The organism is Rathayibacter sp. VKM Ac-2926 (assembly GCF_022815565.1).
GTDB classification, from domain to species: domain Bacteria; phylum Actinomycetota; class Actinomycetes; order Actinomycetales; family Microbacteriaceae; genus Rathayibacter; species Rathayibacter festucae.
In genome coordinates this window covers 55,766-73,649 of record NZ_JALGRS010000003.1, presented here as the reverse complement: position 1 = coordinate 73,649, position 17,884 = coordinate 55,766, and the positions used below count along the sequence as shown (strand labels likewise).

Genomic DNA, 17,884 nt, shown 5'->3' with positions numbered 1-17,884 from the left:
CATGATCCTGCTCCGTCTCGCGTCCTCGTACGCGAAGCCCTACTCCCGGTCGATCGCGGCGGTCGTGGTGCTCCAGCTGATCGCGACCCTCGCGGCGCTCTACCTGCCGAGCCTGAACGCCGAGATCATCGACCAGGGCATCGGCCAGGGGGACACCGACTTCATCTGGGCCACCGGCATGACGATGCTCATGGTCTGCCTGGTCCAGGTCGCCGCGGCGATCGGCGGCGTCTACTTCGGTGCGCGCACCGCGATGGCCGTCGGCCGCGACCTGCGCCGCGACGTCTACCGCCGGGTCGACTCGCTGAGCGGGCTCGAGGTCGGCCGCTTCGGCACCGCCACCCTGATCACCCGCGGCACGAACGACGTGCAGCAGGTGCAGATGCTCGTGCTGATGACGCTCAACTTCATGGTCTCGACGCCGATCATGTGCATCGGCGGGATCGTCTTCGCCCTGCGCGAGGACGCCGGGCTCTCCTGGCTGGTCTGGGTCTCGGTGCCCGTGCTCTTCGTCGTCGTCGGCGTGCTGGTCTTCCTGCTGCTGCCGCTGTTCCGCTTGATGCAGGACCGCATCGACGGGATCAACGGGGTGCTGCGCGAGCAGATCACCGGCATCCGCGTGGTCCGCGCCTTCGTCCGCGAGCCCTTCGAGTCGGAGCGCTACCGCCGCTCGAACGAGGCGATCACCGAGGTGTCGATCAAGGTCGGCAACATCTTCGTGCTGATGTTCCCGGCGATCATGATGATCCTGCACCTCGCCACGGCCGCCGTGCTCTGGTTCGGCGGGCACCGGGTCGACGCGGGTCAGATGCAGATCGGCTCGCTGACCGCGTTCCTCCAGTACCTGCTGCAGATCCTCACCGCCGTGATGATGGGCGTCTTCATGGTGATGATGATCCCGCGCGCCGTGGTCTGCTCCGAGCGCATCCAGGAGGTCCTCGACACCCGGACCAGCCTCACCACGCCGACCGGCGGCGTCGAGGCGCCGACCGTCGGCCGCGTCGAGTTCTCCGGCGTGGTCTTCGGCTACCCCGGCGCCGAGCGCCCCGTGCTCTCGCAGCTCGACCTCGTCGCCGAGCCGGGCCGGACGACGGCCATCGTCGGCTCGACCGGCGCGGGCAAGACGACGCTGCTCGGCCTCGTGCCGCGGCTGTTCGACCCGCAGGAGGGCTCGGTCGCCATCGACGGCGTGCCCGTGTCCTCGCTCGACCGCGCGCAGCTCGCGAAGGTCGTCGGGCTCGTCCCGCAGCGGCCGTACCTCTTCTCGGGCACCATCGCCTCCAACCTCCGCTTCGGTCGGCCCGACGCGACCGACGCGGAGCTCTGGGAGGCGCTGCGCATCGCCCAGGGCGAGGACTTCGTCCGGGCGAAGGAGCGCGGGCTCGACGAGCCGGTCTCGCAGGGCGGCACCAACGTCTCCGGCGGGCAGCGGCAGCGGCTCTGCATCGCGCGGGCGCTCGTCGCGAAGCCGCGCGTCTACCTCTTCGACGACTCGTTCTCCGCGCTCGACGTCGCGACCGATGCGCGCCTGCGGGAGTCCCTCGCCGAGGCGACCACCGACGCGACCGTGATCATCGTCGCCCAGCGCGTGTCGACGATCCGGAACGCCGACCAGATCGTCGTGCTCGACGCGGGCCGCATCGTCGGCCGCGGCACGCACGACGAGCTCCTCGAGACGAACGCGACCTACCGCGAGATCGTCGAATCCCAGCTGAGCGTGGAAGGGGTGGCCTGAGATGGCACGCGTACGCGACACCGAGGCCCAGGCGGCGCCGGTCGCCGAGTCCTCCGAGCTCGAGCCCGAGTTCGAGCCCGGTGAGGGCGACGGCGGCATGTTCGGCGACGGCCCGCCCGCCCGGAAGGCGCAGAACTTCTGGCCCTCCGCCAAGCGGCTGTTCAGCCTGCTCGGGCCCGAGCGCGCCCGGATGATCCTGGTGGTCGCCCTGGTCTCAGCGTCGGTCGTGCTCACCGTCATCGCGCCGAAGATCCTCGGCCAGGCGATGGACACCATCTTCAACGGCGTGATCGGCTCGCAGCTGCCCGCCGGCGTCCCGCTCGAGCAGATCATCGAGCAGCAGCGGGCCGAGGGCAACGGCACCTTCGCCGACATGCTCTCGAAGACCGCGATCGTGCCCGGCGAGGGCATCGACTTCACCGTGCTCGGGCGACTGATCATTATCGTGCTGCTGATGTACGTCGTCGCGTCAGTGCTGATGTGGGCTCAGGGCTACATCCTCAACGGCCTCGTGATGCGGGTGGTCTTCGGCCTGCGCCAGGACATCGAGGCGAAGCTCAACCGCCTCCCGCTGCGCTTCTTCGACACCCGGCAGCGCGGCGACGTGATGTCGCGGGTGACCAACGACGTGGACAACATCCAGACCGCGCTGCAGCAGGCCTTCTCGCAGCTCGTCCAGTCGGTGCTCACCATCATCGGCATCGCCGTGATGATGTTCATCGTCTCCTGGCAGCTCGCGCTGATCGCCCTGGTCTCGATCCCGCTGTCCGCCGTGATCGCCGGCGTCATCGGCGCCCGCTCGCAGAAGCTCTTCGCCGCGCAGTGGAAGAACACCGGCGCGCTGAACGGCCACATCGAGGAGACCTTCTCCGGCCTCGAGATCGTGCGCACCTTCGGCCGCGACCGCGAGATGCTCGAGGAGTTCGACCGCCGGAACGACGCGCTCTACTCGGCCTCGTTCGGCGCCCAGTTCGTCTCGGGCATGATCATGCCGGCGATGACCTTCGTGTCCTACCTCTCCTACGTGCTGATCGCCGTGGTCGGCGGGCTGCGGGTCGCCTCGGGCCAGCTGACCCTCGGCGACGCGACCGCGTTCATCCAGTACTCGCGTGAGTTCACCCAGCCGGTGACCCAGCTCGCGAGCATGGCGAACATGCTGCAGTCGGGCGTCGCCTCGGCCGAGCGCACCTTCGAGCTGCTCGACGCGGACGAGCAGGAGCCGGAGACCGCGGTCGACTCGCTGCCCGAGCGCACCGACGGCCACGTCGAGTTCCAGGACGTCTCCTTCTCCTACGACCCGGAGCAGCCGCTGATCGAGGGGCTGACCTTCTCGGCCCAGCCGGGCCAGACGGTCGCGATCGTCGGTCCGACCGGCGCCGGCAAGACCACGCTGGTCAACCTGGTGATGCGCTTCTACGAGCTCACGGGCGGGCGGATCCTGCTCGACGGCGTCGACATCACCCGGATCGGCCGCGGCGACCTGCGCTCGCGGGTCGGCATGGTGCTCCAGGACGCCTGGCTCTTCCAGGGCACGATCCGCGAGAACATCCGCTACGGCCGCCTCGACGCGACCGACGAGGAGATCGTCGACGCCGCCCGGGCGACGATGGTCGACCGCTTCGTGCAGCAGCTCCCCGACGGCTACGACACGGTGCTCGACGCCGAGGGCGGAAGCGTCTCGGCCGGTGAGCGCCAGCTGATCACGATCGCCCGCGCGTTCCTCGCCAACCCGTCGCTGCTCATCCTCGACGAGGCGACCTCCTCGGTCGACACCCGCACCGAGCTGCTCGTCCAGCACGCGATGGCGGCGCTGCGCACCGACCGCACCTCGTTCGTCATCGCGCACCGCCTCTCCACGATCCGGGACGCCGACACGATCCTGGTGATGGAGGCCGGCCGCATCGTCGAGCAGGGTGCTCACGAGGCGCTGCTCCAGCGCCGCGGCGCGTACTACGACCTGTACATGACCCAGTTCCGCGGGGGAGCCGAGGAGGGACAGGGCGAGAAGGCCGGTGCGACGCGCGCGGGCGGGGCCGAGTCCGCGCCGTAGGCGTGCCCCGTAGAGTAGGCGCGTGACCGACGCACGCCAGCAGCTCATCGAGTACATCGGCTCCGACGCCGTCTTCCACGGGGACTTCACCCTGACGAGCGGCAAGAAGGCGAGCTACTACGTCGACCTGCGGCGCGTCAGCCTGGACCACCGGGTCGCCCCGCTGATCGGCGACGTCATGCTCGACCTGATCGCCCCGATCGAGCGGGTCGACGCCGTCGGCGGTCTGACGATGGGCGCCGACCCGATCGCGTCCGCGATCCTGCACCGCGGCGTCCTCCGCGGACTCGAGTACGACGCCTTCGTCGTGCGCAAGGCGCCCAAGGACCACGGCCGCGGCCGCCAGGTCGAGGGCCCGGACCTCGCCGGCAAGCGCGTCGTCGTCGTCGAGGACACCTCCACCACCGGCGGCTCCCCGCTCGCCGCGATCGAGGCCCTGCTGAAGGTCGGCGCCGAGATCGCCGGAGTCGCCGTCGTCGTCGACCGCGCGACCGGGGCCCGCGAGATCATCGAGGGCGCCGGCTACCCCTACTTCGCCGCGATCGGGCTGGCCGACCTCGGGCTGAGCTGATGGTGGACGATGACGGCCGCGAGCGCGGCGATCAGCCCGACGGCGGGCGCGACGAGCAGCCCGAGCCCGAGCGCCGCGCCGGCGGCAGCGAGTGGCTCCTCGAGCAGCTGAGCGGCGGCCGCCTGAAGAGCATCTTCGACGCCCCGCGCACCCCTGCACCCGAGGCCGCACCCGAGCCTGCGCCCGCGCCCGAGGCGGCGCCCGCCGAGGAGGAGCAGCCCGCGGAGCCGCAGGACCCGACCGAGGCGGGGCAGCCCGCGGAGGCGGAGCAGTCCGACGAGGCGGAGCGCACCGCCGACGCCGAGCGCACCGTCGCGGCCGAGCAGTCCGTCGTCGAGCAGTCGGTCGTCGAGCAGCCGGTGGACGTCGAGCGCCGCGCCGGGTCCGAACCGGCCGTCAGCATCGAGCAGGCCGACGGGACCGAGCGTGCCGATGAGCCCGACCAGGCCGGCCCGATCGAGCAGGCCGGTGAGACCGAGCAGGTCGCAGCTGCCGAGCGCCCCGTCGACGCCGAGCAGGCCGAGCCGTCCGTCGAGGTCGAGCGGCCCGCTGGGGACGAGCGTCCCGTCGAGGACGAGCGTGCCGTCGAGGACGAGCGTCCCGTCGAGCTCGAGCAGCGCGTCGGTTCCGAGCAGCAGGCCGACGTCGAGCAGCCGGTCGATGCCGTGAGTCCCGTCGAGCCCGAGCCCGGCTCCGCTCCTGAGACCGTCGTCCAGCCGGACCCCGCCCCCGCGCCGCCGACCACGGACGCGGCGCCCGCGGAGGACGACGCGCAGACGCCCGTCGAGCCCGCGTCCGATCCCGAGGCCGACGCCGCCTCCGCGCGCCGCGACATCTGGGCCGCCTTCACCGCTCCCCGGTCGCGGCCCGCAGCGGACGACTCGACCAGCTCGGAGTCCGCTCCCGAGCGACCGGTCACGCCCTCTCCGCGCTTCCCGCTCGGCCCGGTGCTCCCGCAGTCTCCGGCCGCCCCGAGCTCCGTCGCGGCTCCCGCGCCGGAGTCGCCCGTCGCGCCGGTCGAGCCCGCGCCCGTCCTGCCGGCGGCACCGCCGATCGACGATCTGCCGACCGCGCCTCCGGCGCTCCGCGAGCGAGGGCGCCGCTCCGAGGCGCGCCGCGACCGACCCGAGGGTGCGACCGAGCCCGAGCCGCGCGAGCCCGCGGCGCCCAACGTGTACCAGTGGCCCGACCCCCGCGGCGGCTGGGACGCACCGCCGGTGTGGGAGGACGTCGTCGCCCCGCGCGACGAGCCCGAGGACGACGGCGGCGACGAGGAGCTCTGGCGCGAGACCGCTGGCGCCTACGCCTGGAACCTCGAGCCGGACGACGACGGCACCGCATCCGGAGAGCCGACCGCCGAGGCGACCACCGATGCGGAGGGGACGTCCGGCGAGGACGAGCCCGCCGCCCCGGCCGTCGCGCCGTTCAGCACTCCCGCTCGCGCGCACGTCAACGCCGCCAAGCGCTCGACCCGCAAGCCCCGCGCCGAGAAGCCCCGCGCCGAGAAGCCCGCGAAGTCACCGGCCCCCGCTCCCGTCCCCTCCGTCACGAGCGTCGGCGCACCCGGCCCCGACCGCGCCCGAAGCCGTCGGCGGCTGCTGATCGGCCTGATCGCCGTCGGCGTCGTGCTCCTGCTCGGCGCGATCCTCGCCATCGGGATCGCCGTCGGCTCGAACGGCGATCAGGAGGCCGCGCCGGCCCCGGCCGCGACGACCGCCGCTCCGTCCGAGCCGAGTGCGACGCCCACCACCGCGCCCACCGCCGCCCTGCCCACCGTCGGCCCGCTGCCGGCCGGCAGCTACGCCTGGACGGCGCTGCTGGGCGGGGAGTGCCTCCAGCCGTTCGACACGGTCTGGGCCGAGCAATTCACGGTCGTCGACTGCGCCACCGCCCACACCGGCGAGATGGTCGCGACCGGTGAGCTGACCGACGCGACCTTCCCGGGCCAGGACGCGCTGGCCGTCTCGGTCTCCTCGCTCTGCCAGGCGCAGGGCGTCGTCGACATCGCGGGTGCCGAGGCGTACGGCGACGTGCAGGTGTCCGCCTCCTACCCGGTGACCCAGGAGCAGTGGGACGCCGGCGAGCGCAGCTACTACTGCTTCGTCGACCGCGCCGGCGGCGGCGACATGCTCGGCTCGGTCGACGGCACCCCGTCGGCCTAGGCCGGGCGGCGCGACACGTGGACGAGGCCGGGCCCTCCGCCTCCCCCGAGGCGACGACGAACGGCGTGGGGCCGTGGGTCGGTCCGCGTCCCGACGACGACCGCCTCGATCCCGAGCTGCTCGAGCGCGGTGACTCCCGCAACGTGATCGACCGCTTCCGCTACTGGCGGATGGACGCGATCGTCGCCGAGCTCGACGCGTCGCGGCACCCCTTCCACGTCGCCATCGAGAACTGGCAGCACGACATGAACATCGGCTCGATCGTGCGCAGCGCCAATGCGTTCGGCGCCGAGAGCGTGCACATCGTCGGACGCCGGCGCTGGAACAAGCGCGGCGCGATGGTCACCGACCGCTACCAGCACGTGCAGCACCACGAGACCGTCGCCGACCTCGCCCGCTGGGCCGAGGCGGAGGACGTGCCCCTGCTCGCGATCGACAACGTGCCCGGCTGCGTGCCGATCGAGACGTTCGCGCTGCCGGAGCGCTGCGTGCTGCTGTTCGGGCAGGAGGGGCCGGGCCTCTCGGACGAGGCGATCGCCGCCTCCGTCGCCGTGCTCGAGATCTCGCAGTTCGGCTCGACCCGCTCGATCAACGCCTCCGCCGCCGCGGCCGTCGCGATGCACGCCTGGATCCTGCAGCACGTCCGCTTCTGAGCGGCCGGGCGCCCCTCCCACCCTCCCGCCGCAACTTCTGGAGTGTGGGCGGGTCGGGGTTGCGGATCGGCTCGGCGGGGCGGCTCGTCAGAGGATCTGGTCGTCCGGCGGGAACTCTGTCTCGTACGGGTCGGTCGAGAGCAGCTCGTGCACGCCGGTCAGCACCTCGTCGGGGCGGAACGGGTAGCGGTCCATCTCGGCGCGGTCGCTGATGCCGGTGAGGACGAGGACGGTGTGCAGGCCGGCCTCGATGCCGGCGACGATGTCGGTGTCCATCCGGTCGCCGATCATGCCGGTGTTCTCGCTGTGCGCGCCGATCTTGTTCATCGCCGAGCGGAACATCATCGGGTTCGGCTTGCCGACCACGTACGGGTCCCTGCCGGTGGCCTTCGTGATCAGGGCGGCGATCGCGCCCGTCGCGGGCATGACGCCCTCGGCGCTCGGGCCGGTCGCGTCGGGGTTGGTCACGATGAAGCGGGCGCCCCCGACGATCAGGCGGATCGCCTTCGTGATCGCCTCGAAGCTGTAGTTGCGGGTCTCGCCGACGACGACGTAGTCCGGCGCGGTCTCGGTCATGATGAAGCCCGCCTCGTGCAGGGCCGTGGTGATGCCGGCCTCGCCGATCACGAAGGCGCTGCCACCCGGCATCTGCGAGGCGCAGAAGTCGGCGGTCGCGAGGGCGCTCGTCCAGATCCGCTCCTCGGGCACGTGCAGCCCCGACGCCCGCAGCCGGGCCGCGAGATCGCGCGGGGTGAAGATCGAGTTGTTCGTGAGCACCAGGAACGGAGTGCCCGCGTCCGTCCACTCCTGGATGAGCTCGGGCGCGCCGGGGAGCGCCTGGTTCTCGTGCACCAGCACGCCGTCCATGTCCGTGAGCCAGGCCTCGACCTCGCTGCGCTTCGTCGCCATGGGGTCGATGCTATCGGCGCAGCCCGGACGGGGGAGTCGACGGGCTGCCCCGGAGGGGCACAGCGGGAGCGGGTTACCCTGAGGACATGAATGGCGAGAACCTGCTGGGCCCCGAACCGACCCTCCTCCCGGACGAGCCCGCGATCACCGCGGCCCTCGCCAAGCACGCGAACCCGGGAGCCGTCGAGTTCGCCGCGCTCGCGGCGGCCCACCCGCGCTCACCGCTGGCCTGGGCTCTCCTCGCGGACAGCGTGTGGGGGATCGACGCGGCGCTGCCGTCCTACGCCTACGCGCGCGTCGGCTACCACCGCGGCCTCGACCTGCTCCGCACTGCAGGCTGGCGCGGCCAGGGCCCCATCCCGTGGCGCCACGGCCCCAACCGCGGCTTCCTGCTCTCCCTCTATGCCCTCCGCCGCGCCGCCGAGTCGATCGGCGAGACCGACGAGGTCGCGCGCCTCACCGGCTTCCTCGAGCAGGCCGACCCCGCCGCGATCCCCGAGATCGAGCGCTACCACGAGGACGCGCTGCCTCCCACGGCCGCCATCGTCATCCTCGGCGCGGACTGATCGCCGCCCGGCCGCGGTGCTCGCGGCGTTGTCGTCGGTCGCCGTAGCTCCGCTACGCCTCCCTCCTCCGCCTTGCGATCACCGCGACCGGACGACGATCAGGTTGCCGCGGTGCACGGTTGCCACCCCCGCCGCATGCTGGTCGAGCAGCCCCGCAGGGGCGTATCGAGAGCCGGCGTTCTGGGGACGGTGGATCTCGATACGCCCGCTTCACGGGCTACTCGATCAGCATGAAAGGGACCCGCTGCGCGGGCGGATCGATCAGCATGTGGGTGCCCGCTCTGCGGGCTCCTCGGGCGTGCCGCTCGGTCAGCGAGACGAGCCGGCGTCCGCAGGCGCGGCGCGGCGGCGGAGGAGCAGGACCGTCGCGAGGGTCAGCAGGGCGCCCAGCGCCGCCGCGCCGGCGGTGACCAGGAAGCCGGACTGCGGGCCGAGGGCCTCGACGGCCAGGCCGCTCAGGGTGGAGCCGGCGGTGGCGCCGAGGGCGATGCCGGTCGGCGGCCAGGCGAGGGCCTCGGTGAGGCGGCTGCGCGGGGCGATCGACTCGACGAGGCTCGAGCCGGTGATCAGCAGAGGCGACGTCGCGAGGCCGGCGACGAACGCCAGCGCGATCAGCGCGGGCAGCGAGCCGGCCAGCACGAGCACCGGCACGACCACTCCGAAGACGGCGCCCGCCACCAGGAACCTCGAGCGCGGGCCGCCGGGCAGGCGCGCGGCACCCACGACCACCCCGGTGAGCACGCTGCCGATGCTGTACGCCGAGAGCAGCAGCCCCGAGGCGGCTCCCGCCCCGGACGCCTCCGCGGTCGCGATCGCCGCGACGTTGAACGAGCCGAAGACCCCGCCGATGGTCGCGAAGACCGCCACGATGCCGACGAGACCGAGCGGCAGCCGCTCCCGTGCGGGCGACGCGGCCGAGCGCACCGGAGCGAGCGCGGGCTGCGTCCCCGTCTGCACGAGCAGCGCGACACCGCCGGCCACGCCGATCCCGAGGCCGACCAGGACGCCGGCCGCCGGGTGCACGAGCGAGGCGAGCAGGGTGACGATCGGCGGCGCTACGACGAAGGCCGCCTCGTCCGCCACCGACTCGACCGAGTACGCGGTGTGCCGGAGCCCCGGGTCCGACGTCGCGGCGCTCCAGCGCGAGCGGACGGCCGAGCCGACGTCGAGGACGGCCGCCCCGGCGAGGATCGCGAGCGCGAACCAGGTCCAGACGGGAGCGCCCAGCAGCACGGCGGCGACGAGTCCGAGCGAGGCGGCGACGAGGACCGGGAGCGACAGGGCGAGCGCCCGGCGCTGCCCCCAGCGGTCCATCACCCGCGACCAGAGCGGCCCGGTCACGGCGAGGGCGAGGGTCAACGCGCCGGAGACCGCGCCGCCGAGCGCGTAGCTGCCGGACTGCGCCGACACCAGGACGAGCACCCCGATCGCGAGGCTGCCCTTGGGGAAGCGGCCGAGCCAGCCGGCCGAGGAGAAGGCGAGCGACCCCGGGAGGGCGAACGCCCGCACGTACCTCCCGGTCGCACGGCTCAGAGCGGAGGTCGAGGTGGTCGTGGGGTCTGGCATGGTCGGATCCGATTCCGGTCGTTCCGACGGCGGAGACTGCTCCACTGGCTGGACGGACGACAGGACGAGCCTACGCGGGCGGCACCTCTGCGGGCATGATGGACGCGTGGACACCGCCGCGCTCGAGTCCTTCCTCGCCGACCTGCCGGGCGCAGGCGCGAGCTTCCCCTTCGGCCCGGAGACGCGGGTGTGGAAGGTCGAGGGCAAGGTCTTCGCGCTCGAGATGGAGCGGTTCGGCCGGCCCGTCGTCAGCGTCAAAGCGCTGCCCGAGAACGTCGTGCACCTCGTCGCGGGCGTCGACGGCATCGAGCCCGGCTACCACCTCAACAAGAAGCACTGGGTGACCGTCGACGCGGGCGGCCGGGTCGAGGAGGGCCTCGTCCAGGAGCTGCTCGCGGAGTCGCACGCGATCATCGTCGCGAAGCTGCCGCGCCGCCTCCGCCTCGCCCTCGACGGCACCGCGACCGGCTCCCTCAGCGAGGACGCCTGACCCGAGCCCGGCCCTCCCCGCGAGATGCCACTTGTGACGGACTTTCGCGGCGTGTCGCGCTCACAAGTGGCATCTCGCGGGGAGGGCCGGCCGGGTGGGTCACAGGCCGTAGGAGCGGAGGTAGGCCGCGGTGTCGTGCCAGCCCTCGACGGCGAAGGTCTCGACGCCCATCGCCTTGACGGGGTAGTCGTTGCCGTCGGGGTCGAGGCGGTCGCCGACGAAGATCATCTCGTCGAGGGGGATGCCGGTGAGCTCGGTGAGCTTGTTCATCCCGTAGGCCTTGTCGATGCCCTTGCGGGTGATGTCGACCGAGGTGGAGCCGCCGGAGCGGACCTCGAGGTCGGGCAGCACGGCCTGGACGGCCTCGCGGAGGGTGTTCTTCTTCTCGCCGGTCGGGTCCCAGGCCTGCTTCACCGGCACCGGAGCGGCCTGGCCGAGGGCGGAGAAGGTGATCTGCGAGTCGCGGTCCTCGAGGATCGGGCCCCAGGTCTCGGACTCCCAGTAGCCGAGCTCCTTGGCCTTCTCCTCGACGGCGGCGAGCGCGCGGGACTTCTCGTCGTCGGTGAGGTTCTCGGCGTAGATCTGCGCCCAGTCGCCGTTCTCGTAGCGGTAGTACTGCGTGCCGCAGGTGGGCATCAGGTGCAGCTTCGCCAGCACGGCGGGGTCGGCGCCCTCGAGGCGGTCGAGCACCTGCATCCGGAACTGGCCGATCTGGCCGCCGGAGATGATGCACACCTCGGTCGCCTGCAGCAGCTTGACGAAGAGGTCGGCCATCACCGGGTCCACGGGGGACTTCGAGGCGGCGAGGGTGTCGTCGAGGTCGAAGGCCATCAGGCGGGGCAGGGTGCTCATGGAACTCGTTTCACGGTCTGCGGACAGGGCGGTACGGACGGGGTGGCGCGGCGCGCGCGGTATCGAGGATACGGGGCGGTGCAGCCGGAGCGCGGGAACTGCGGGCGCAGACTGGGGCGATGAGCCTCCCGCGCACGATCGCCCGCATCCTCCTGGGCCTCGTGCTCGTGTTCGCGGGGACGGGGCACCTGACCTTCGCCCGGCGGTCCTTCCAGGCGCAGGTGCCGCCGTGGCTGCCGTTCGACGCGGACTTCGTCGTCCTGGCATCCGGTGTCGTCGAGATCGCGCTCGGGCTCGCGCTCCTGCTGCTGCGGCGCCGGCGGGTGCTGGTGGGGATCGTCGTCGCCGCCTTCTTCGTCGCGGTGTTCCCCGGCAACGTCTCGCAGCTCGTCACCCGGACCTCGGCCTTCGGCCTCGAGACCGACGCGGCCCGGGCGATCCGGCTGGTCTTCCAGCCGCTGCTCGTGCTCTGGGCGCTGTGGTCGACGGGCGTGCTCGCCGCCTGGAACGCGAGACGGCGCCGCCCTCGGGAGTGAGGGCGGCGCCGTCCGGTCGTGCGGGTGGTGCGGGCGGCTACTCCGAGTGCGAGGCGGAGCGGCGGCGGCGCAGCACCGTCAGCGCGATGCCGGCGAGCAGCAGCAGAGCCGCGCCTCCCGCATAGGAGGCCGCGTCGACGCCCGTGTTCGCGAGCGGTCCGGAGTGCGAGCCGCCGGCGACGGGGACGGGCGTGGCGGAGGGCAGCGGCACCGGGGTGGCCGTCGGCTGCTCGGTCGGCTCGGGCTGGCCGGGCTCGGGCGTGCCGGACTCGGGCATGCCGGGTTGGCCGGGAGTGCCGGGCTCGGCCGGGACCTCGGCCGGGACCTCGGCCGCGACCGACGTCAGCGACCAGTTCTCGTCGAAGAAGTCGGCCTGGTCGATCACGCCGCGCGCGCTCGCCCAGTCGATCAGCAGCTGCCGGATCTCGAGCCGCTCGTCGTAGACGAGGGGAGCCGCGGCGACGGCCGGGTAGGCCCCGCCACCGCTCTGCCGGTAGTTGTTGACGGCCATCACGAAGCGGTCGTCGTCGGCGACGGGGGTGCCGTCGAGCTGCGTCAGGTCGCGGATCCGCGAGCCGGCCGGCTGCGAGATGTCGATCACGTAGTCGAGGCCCGAGATTGCGTCGTAGTTGTAGTCCGGGATGCCCGTGGGGCGGTCCGCGGTGATCGCGTTCGTGCCGGTGGCCGGGTCGAACGGAGCGCCCGGGGCGACCTGGTTGAAGTAGCGGGCCGAGTACTCGAGGTAGTCGCGCACCTCCGCGCCCGTCATCTCGACGCCCCGGAGGGTGTTCTCGTAGATGTAAAGACCGGCGATGTCGCGGATCGTGACCTGCCCCTTCGGGAAGACCGCGGTGCGCGAGAACGGCGACGCCTGCGAGATGACCGGGACGTCGGCCCACTCCGTGCCCTCGAGCGCGGCGTCGACCGTCTCGGCCTGCACGTTGTTGATGAAGTCGATGATCGGGGTGTCCTCGTAGCGCGAGGTCTCGGCCGAGAGCTCCTCGAGCGACTCCGCCACGGGGGTGTTCACGTACTCGATCGTGGTCGCGTGCGGCTCGGCGAGGGCGTCGACCACGGCGGTCGACTCCTCGGCGATGTCGCGCGCGTAGACCGGGGTGACGACGGGCGCGCTGCCCTCGGTCCAGTCGACCTGCAGGTCGCCCGCGGCGTCCTTCACCAGGTTCAGGGTCACCTCGGTGAGCCCCTGCGCCCAGAAGTAGGGCTGCGTGACGAGGACCTGCTCGCCGGCGACGTTCGTGTAGAGCGTCTCGGGGACGTCCTGGTGGCTGTGGCCGGCGACGACCACGTCGATGCCGGGGACCTGCGTCGCGATGTTGTTGACGACGTCCTCGTTGAGGTCGGCCGGGTCGTACTCGGCGTCCGGGACGGTGCCCTGGCCGGTGTGTGCGAGGACGACGACCACGTCGGCCTCGGCCTCGACCTTCGGGACCCACTCCTTCGCGGTCTCGACCATGTCGCGGAACTCGAGCACGCCGTCGACGTACTGCTTGTCCCAGACGCGGACGCCCGGGGTGACCAGGCCGAGCACGCCGACCCGCACGGTCTCGCCGTCGATCTCGCGCTCGATCACGGTGTACGGCTTCTGGTACGGCTCGCCGGTCGCGACGTCTACGACGTTCGCGCCGAGCAGCGGGGCGTTCAGATCGCCCTCGTAGGCGCTCAGCATGTCGAGGCCGTAGTTGAACTCGTGGTTGCCGACGACCTGCGCGTCGTAGCCGATGGTGTTGAACGCGGTGGCCATCGGGTGCGTCGTCTCGCCCGAGAGGACGCCCGCGGCGCCGTCGCCGAGGCCGTAGTAGTAGGTGAGGGGCGTGCCCTGGATCGCGTCGCCGTTGTCGAAGACGAGGACGGAGTCGTCGCCCTTCTCGGCGCGGAGGCGGTCGACCTCGGTCGCGACGCGGGTGAGGCCCAGCGTGTCCTCGCCCTCGTAGGGCGCGTTCGCGAAGTAGTCCCAGTTGTAGACGTGCCCGTGCGTGTCGGTCGTCGACACCAGGGTGAGCTCGACGCCGTCGTCGAGGGGGGCCGCGCTCGCGAGGGGAGCGGCGGTGACCGCTCCCAGCGCGACGACGGCGAGGAGGCTTGCGGCGCGGAGTGTGCGCATCGGTTTCCTGTTCGCGTGATCGGTGGAGTGTGAACGAGTTCGAATCTATGCGCCACGTGTGAACACGTCGTTACGGGTTCGAGAGCATCGCTCGGCTATCGGTCGGGCGGGGCGGATCACGTCCCCTTTGTGCACTCCCTCTCAACGCTGAGGGTATGTCAACTAGGCTGCGACGGACACGGGGTAGAACGTCACCATCAGGGAATCGTCGTCCCCGCCCCCGTGCGGAGCTCGGCATCATGCTGCGGAGGACTGGACTCGAAGGGAAGGGCGTCGGTGATGGTGTCTGGTGCTTCCCCTCGCGGCGGTGGCGTCGAGGGCCTGCTGGTTCCCGTGCTGGTGTCCGTTCCGCTCTTCGGGCTCCTTCTCGCGGCCCACGCGTGGATCGAGGCGTCGATCTTCGCCGGGGCGGCCGTGCTCACCGTGACCACCCGCGCGATCCTCGCTCGAACCCACGCGCCCGAGGAGAGGAAGAACGGGAGAGCGCAGCGAGAGTTCGGCCGCAACGCCCTGCTGGACGACTCTCGCGCTGAGTTGGAATGATGCCTGGCGACGAGGGGATCGACCGGCTGCTCGATCGCGGAGGTGTCGGTTTCACCGGCTCAGCCGGAGTCGAGGCCTTCTACATCCTGTTCAGCCCGTGCTCATCGCCGGCGGACGAGAAGTGCATCGAGCTCACGTTCAGCCGGGAGTTCGTCCAGCTCGGAGATGTGCGGACCGATGTCGTCGTCAAGTGGGGGCGTGAGGAAGACGTCCGCGCCTGGCTCGCGGCTCTGGTCGAGGAGTTCGACGTCGAGGTCGGTCCGCCTCTCCTGGAGGCGGCCGCCATCGAATTCGTCGTGAGGAGTCCGTTCGATGACGCGGGTGAGGAGCCGATCGGTGCCCTGCACCCCTGGCGACGCTTCGAGACGAACAGCGGTGAGAGCAACACGGGAAGCGGGTCCTGACCCATGGACTCGGTGACTCGGCTCGGAACGCTGCTGGCGCGCGAGGGTCGCCTCGTCGCGGTGGAGCGGGACGGGCGGCTGCTGCGGGTGGCCTCCCTCAGCGGAGGCGGACTGTCGGCCGCCGTCGTCGCGTCGGCGAGTCGGTCGATGCACGTCGCGGCGATCTCCGGAGTGCACCGCACGGCGTTCTGCCTCCTTCGCGACGACGTCCCTGAAGCGTCGGTCGCCGAGCCGGTGGTGTGGGCGGTCCGTCGCCGGCGCGGGCTCGTCCGCGATCCGATCCTCGGCGCGGAGCGGAGGCTGCGGGTGCTCGGAAGGGTCTTCGTGCTCGGAGGCAGATCACCTTGTCGGTGTCGGGACGTCCATGCTGATCGAGTAGCCCGCGGAGCGGGCGTATCGAGATCCACCAGTGTCAGAAGGACGAGTCTGCAGATCCGCCCTGCTGATGAGGGCGGGTCTCGATACGCCCCTGCGGGGCTACTCGACCAGCATGCTGCGGCGCAGCCGCGTCCTTTCCTCATCACCGAGACGCGAAGCCGCTTCGCCGCTCGATACGCCCCGGCGGCCCTCCCGTAAACTGGCTCGGGCTGGTCGCCCTGTCGCGACTCCTCCGTCGCACGGCCGGCCCCGCACCCGGCGTCTCCGGGTACTGCCGTTTCGCACAGCGAAGGACACGCCATGCCAGCAATCGTCATCACCGGCGCCCAGTGGGGCGACGAGGGCAAGGGACGCGCGACCGACCTGCTCGGCAGCCGCGTCGACTACGTCGTCAAGTTCAACGGCGGCAACAACGCCGGCCACACCGTCGTCGTCGGCGACGAGAAGTACGCGCTGCACCTGCTGCCCTCGGGCATCCTGACGCCGGGCGTCGTCCCCGTCATCGCGAACGGCGTCGTCGTCGACATCGAGGTGCTCTTCCACGAGCTCGAGGCGCTCAGCGCCCGCGGCGTCGACGTGTCGAAGCTGCTCGTCAGCGCCAACGCGCACGTGATCACCAGCTACCACCGCACGCTCGACAAGGTGACGGAGCGCTTCCTCGGCAAGCGCCAGATCGGCACCACCGGCCGCGGCATCGGCCCGGCCTACGCCGACAAGATCAACCGCGTCGGCATCCGGATCCAGGACCTCTTCGACGAGAACATCCTCCGTCAGAAGATCGAGGGCGCCCTCGACCAGAAGAACCACCTGCTGGTGAAGGTCTACAACCGCCGCGCGATCCTGGTCGAGCAGGTCATGGAGGACCTCCTGCAGTACACGGAGCGCCTGCGCCCGATGGTCGCGGACACCTCGCTCGTCCTCGCCCGGGCGCTCGACGCAGGCAAGACGGTGCTCTTCGAGGCCGGCCAGGCCACGATGCTCGACGTCGACCACGGCACCTACCCGTTCGTCACCTCCTCCAACGCGACCTCGGGCGGCGCGGCCACCGGCTCCGGAGTGGCGCCCAACCGGATCGAGCGCGTCATCGCGGTCATCAAGGCGTACACGACCCGCGTCGGCGCCGGCCCGTTCCCGACCGAGCTCTTCGACGAGTGGGGCGAGTACCTGCGCAAGCAGGGCTTCGAGTTCGGCACCACCACCGGCCGCCCGCGCCGCTGCGGCTGGTACGACGCCCCGATCGCCCGCTACTCCGCGCGGATCAACGGCGTCACCGACTTCGTGCTCACCAAGCTCGACGTGCTCTCGGGCCTGGAGACCATCCCGGTCTGCGTCGCCTACGAGGTCGACGGCGTGCGCCACGACGAGGTCCCCGTCTCGCAGAGCGACTTCCACCACGCGAAGCCGATCTACGAGGAGTTCCCCGGCTGGCAGGAGGACATCACCGGCTGCCGCGAGTTCGCCGACCTGCCGCAGGCCGCGCAGGACTACGTCCGCGCCCTCGAGGCGATGAGCGGCGCCCGCTTCTCCGCGATCGGCGTCGGACCGGAGCGCGAGCAGGTCGTCGTCCTGCACGACCTCCTCGACTGACGCGCGACGGGGTCGACCCGCTTCGAGACCCGTCCGCGTCGGCAGCGACGCGCACGACGGCCGCGGGCGAGGGATGATCGGCTGGTGCAGATCTACGCCGACCTCCCCGCCGTCCGCGCCCGCCAGATCACGGCCGACGCCCTCGCGCTCGCCGTCGCGGTGATCGCGATCGCGGCCGGGATCGCCGTCGGCTCGCTGATCGCGGGCCTCGCCGAGATCGGCCGCCGCCTCGAGAGCGCGGGCAGCGGCTTCGGCTCGACCATGAGCGACGCCGGCTCGACGCTCGGCGGCATCCCGCTGCTCGGCGACGCCGTGCGCGCGCCGTTCGACGAGGCCAGCGGCGCCGGGGCGGTGCTCGCCGCGGCCGGCCGCGACCAGCAGCAGCTCGCGAGCGCGCTGGCGATCGTGGCCGGACTCGCGGTCGGCGGGCTGCCGCTGCTCCTGCTCGCCGTGGTCTGGCTCCGCCCGCGCCTGCGCTTCGCCCGCCGCACCGCGGAGCTGCGCGCGCTCGGGGCGACCCCCAGCGGCGCCGAGCTGCTGGCCCTGCGCGCCCTCACCGAGGCGACCCCGCGCGAGATCCTCGCCGCGCACCCGGCCGCCGTCCCCGCCTGGCGCGCCGGCGACCCCGCCGCCACCGCCGCCCTCGCCGCCCTCACCCTCCGCCGAGCGGGCCTCCGCCCCTGACCCCGCCCCCTGACGCGCGCGCCGATCCCCGCCGCGAGATGCCACTTATGAGCACGACACGCCGTGGATCCCGCTC

Annotated in this window: 16 protein-coding genes; 12 read left to right on the top strand and 4 right to left on the bottom strand. The window is 72.1% G+C overall.

The genetic code is table 11. The annotated features are described in order from the left end of the window. The first annotated feature begins 1 nt into the window (after position 1). Genes MT351_RS04705 through MT351_RS04685 form a run of 5 tightly spaced genes read left to right on the top strand, consistent with a single transcriptional unit; the run spans position 2 to position 7,171 of the window. Positions 2-1,735 (top strand): ABC transporter ATP-binding protein, encoded by a 1,734-nt coding sequence (locus MT351_RS04705; protein ID WP_243581387.1) that lies wholly within the window; start codon positions 2-4, stop codon positions 1,733-1,735. Between the two features lies 1 nt (position 1,736). After that, positions 1,737-3,785, top strand: coding sequence for an ABC transporter ATP-binding protein (locus MT351_RS04700; protein WP_279398058.1), 2,049 nt, complete (start codon positions 1,737-1,739; stop codon positions 3,783-3,785). Between the two features lie 22 nt (positions 3,786-3,807). Continuing rightward, positions 3,808-4,356 carry an orotate phosphoribosyltransferase gene (pyrE, locus tag MT351_RS04695; protein ID WP_123447133.1) on the top strand — a complete coding sequence of 183 codons (549 nt, stop codon included), beginning with the start codon at positions 3,808-3,810 and terminating at the stop codon, positions 4,354-4,356. Beyond that, positions 4,356-6,518: a septum formation family protein gene (locus MT351_RS04690; protein WP_243581386.1), complete on the top strand. Its 2,163-nt coding sequence runs from the start codon at positions 4,356-4,358 to the stop codon at positions 6,516-6,518. Before pyrE ends, MT351_RS04690 begins: the two co-directional genes overlap by 1 nt. 17 nt (positions 6,519-6,535) lie before the next feature. Then, entirely contained in the window at positions 6,536-7,171 is a 636-nt protein-coding gene (locus MT351_RS04685) for a TrmH family RNA methyltransferase (protein ID WP_243581385.1), read from the top strand. Positions 7,172-7,258: 87 nt separating this feature from the next. Here MT351_RS04685 and MT351_RS04680 read toward each other — a convergent pair whose 3' ends face one another. Next, positions 7,259-8,080 carry an HAD-IIA family hydrolase gene (locus MT351_RS04680; protein WP_243581384.1) on the bottom strand — a complete coding sequence of 274 codons (822 nt, stop codon included), beginning with the start codon at positions 8,078-8,080 and terminating at the stop codon, positions 7,259-7,261. A gap of 86 nt (positions 8,081-8,166) precedes the next feature. Between MT351_RS04680 and MT351_RS04675 the strand changes: the two genes are divergently transcribed. Next, positions 8,167-8,646 carry a DUF3151 domain-containing protein gene (locus MT351_RS04675; protein WP_123447130.1) on the top strand — a complete coding sequence of 160 codons (480 nt, stop codon included), beginning with the start codon at positions 8,167-8,169 and terminating at the stop codon, positions 8,644-8,646. Positions 8,647-8,955: 309 nt separating this feature from the next. Here MT351_RS04675 and MT351_RS04670 read toward each other — a convergent pair whose 3' ends face one another. After that, positions 8,956-10,212 (bottom strand): MFS transporter, encoded by a 1,257-nt coding sequence (locus MT351_RS04670; RefSeq protein WP_243581383.1) that lies wholly within the window; start codon positions 10,210-10,212, stop codon positions 8,956-8,958. A gap of 106 nt (positions 10,213-10,318) precedes the next feature. Between MT351_RS04670 and MT351_RS04665 the strand changes: the two genes are divergently transcribed. Beyond that, a complete protein-coding gene (locus MT351_RS04665; RefSeq protein ID WP_208110615.1) occupies positions 10,319-10,702 on the top strand; it encodes an MmcQ/YjbR family DNA-binding protein in 384 nt (127 codons plus the stop codon). A 99-nt stretch (positions 10,703-10,801) separates the two neighbouring features. Here the strand turns inward: MT351_RS04665 and MT351_RS04660 are convergent, their stop codons facing one another. Then, entirely contained in the window at positions 10,802-11,554 is a 753-nt protein-coding gene (locus MT351_RS04660) for an HAD-IIB family hydrolase (protein WP_123447127.1), read from the bottom strand. A 119-nt stretch (positions 11,555-11,673) separates the two neighbouring features. On the opposite strand from MT351_RS04660, the gene MT351_RS04655 reads away from it, so the two are divergent. Next, positions 11,674-12,090 carry a hypothetical protein gene (locus tag MT351_RS04655; RefSeq protein WP_132437398.1) on the top strand — a complete coding sequence of 139 codons (417 nt, stop codon included), beginning with the start codon at positions 11,674-11,676 and terminating at the stop codon, positions 12,088-12,090. 37 nt (positions 12,091-12,127) lie between these two features. Here the strand turns inward: MT351_RS04655 and MT351_RS04650 are convergent, their stop codons facing one another. After that, a complete protein-coding gene (locus tag MT351_RS04650; RefSeq protein ID WP_279398057.1) occupies positions 12,128-14,212 on the bottom strand; it encodes a bifunctional UDP-sugar hydrolase/5'-nucleotidase in 2,085 nt (694 codons plus the stop codon). Between the two features lie 276 nt (positions 14,213-14,488). On the opposite strand from MT351_RS04650, the gene MT351_RS04645 reads away from it, so the two are divergent. The 4 genes from MT351_RS04645 to MT351_RS04630 all read left to right on the top strand — a co-directional run bounded on the left by MT351_RS04645 (position 14,489) and on the right by MT351_RS04630 (position 17,808). Further along, a complete protein-coding gene (locus tag MT351_RS04645; protein WP_123741017.1) occupies positions 14,489-14,755 on the top strand; it encodes a hypothetical protein in 267 nt (88 codons plus the stop codon). Continuing rightward, on the top strand, positions 14,755-15,159 hold the full coding sequence (locus MT351_RS04640) for a hypothetical protein (protein WP_132437400.1): 405 nt from the start codon (positions 14,755-14,757) through the stop codon (positions 15,157-15,159). Before MT351_RS04645 ends, MT351_RS04640 begins: the two co-directional genes overlap by 1 nt. Before the next feature lie 678 nt (positions 15,160-15,837). Continuing rightward, positions 15,838-17,124, top strand: a complete 1,287-nt coding sequence (locus tag MT351_RS04635; RefSeq protein WP_123736253.1) for an adenylosuccinate synthase — start codon at positions 15,838-15,840, stop codon at positions 17,122-17,124. A gap of 84 nt (positions 17,125-17,208) precedes the next feature. Then, positions 17,209-17,808, top strand: coding sequence for a hypothetical protein (locus MT351_RS04630; protein ID WP_243581382.1), 600 nt, complete (start codon positions 17,209-17,211; stop codon positions 17,806-17,808). Positions 17,809-17,884: the final 76 nt, after the last annotated feature.

Excerpts from the sequence above, each read along its gene's own strand:
- MT351_RS04680 (WP_243581384.1), bottom strand. The coding sequence starts at position 8,080 with ATGGCGACGAAGCGCAGCGAGGTCGAGGCCTGGCTCACGGACATGGAC.
- MT351_RS04635 (WP_123736253.1), top strand. The coding sequence starts at position 15,838 with ATGCCAGCAATCGTCATCACCGGCGCCCAGTGGGGCGACGAGGGCAAG.
- MT351_RS04675 (WP_123447130.1), top strand. The coding sequence starts at position 8,167 with ATGAATGGCGAGAACCTGCTGGGCCCCGAACCGACCCTCCTCCCGGAC.
- MT351_RS04670 (WP_243581383.1), bottom strand. The coding sequence starts at position 10,212 with ATGCCAGACCCCACGACCACCTCGACCTCCGCTCTGAGCCGTGCGACC.
- MT351_RS04640 (WP_132437400.1), top strand. The coding sequence starts at position 14,755 with ATGCCTGGCGACGAGGGGATCGACCGGCTGCTCGATCGCGGAGGTGTC.
- MT351_RS04700 (WP_279398058.1), top strand. The coding sequence starts at position 1,737 with ATGGCACGCGTACGCGACACCGAGGCCCAGGCGGCGCCGGTCGCCGAG.
- MT351_RS04660 (WP_123447127.1), bottom strand. The coding sequence starts at position 11,554 with ATGAGCACCCTGCCCCGCCTGATGGCCTTCGACCTCGACGACACCCTC.
- MT351_RS04690 (WP_243581386.1), top strand. The coding sequence starts at position 4,356 with ATGGTGGACGATGACGGCCGCGAGCGCGGCGATCAGCCCGACGGCGGG.
- MT351_RS04655 (WP_132437398.1), top strand. The coding sequence starts at position 11,674 with ATGAGCCTCCCGCGCACGATCGCCCGCATCCTCCTGGGCCTCGTGCTC.
- MT351_RS04705 (WP_243581387.1), top strand. The coding sequence starts at position 2 with ATGATCCTGCTCCGTCTCGCGTCCTCGTACGCGAAGCCCTACTCCCGG.
- MT351_RS04650 (WP_279398057.1), bottom strand. The coding sequence starts at position 14,212 with ATGCGCACACTCCGCGCCGCAAGCCTCCTCGCCGTCGTCGCGCTGGGA.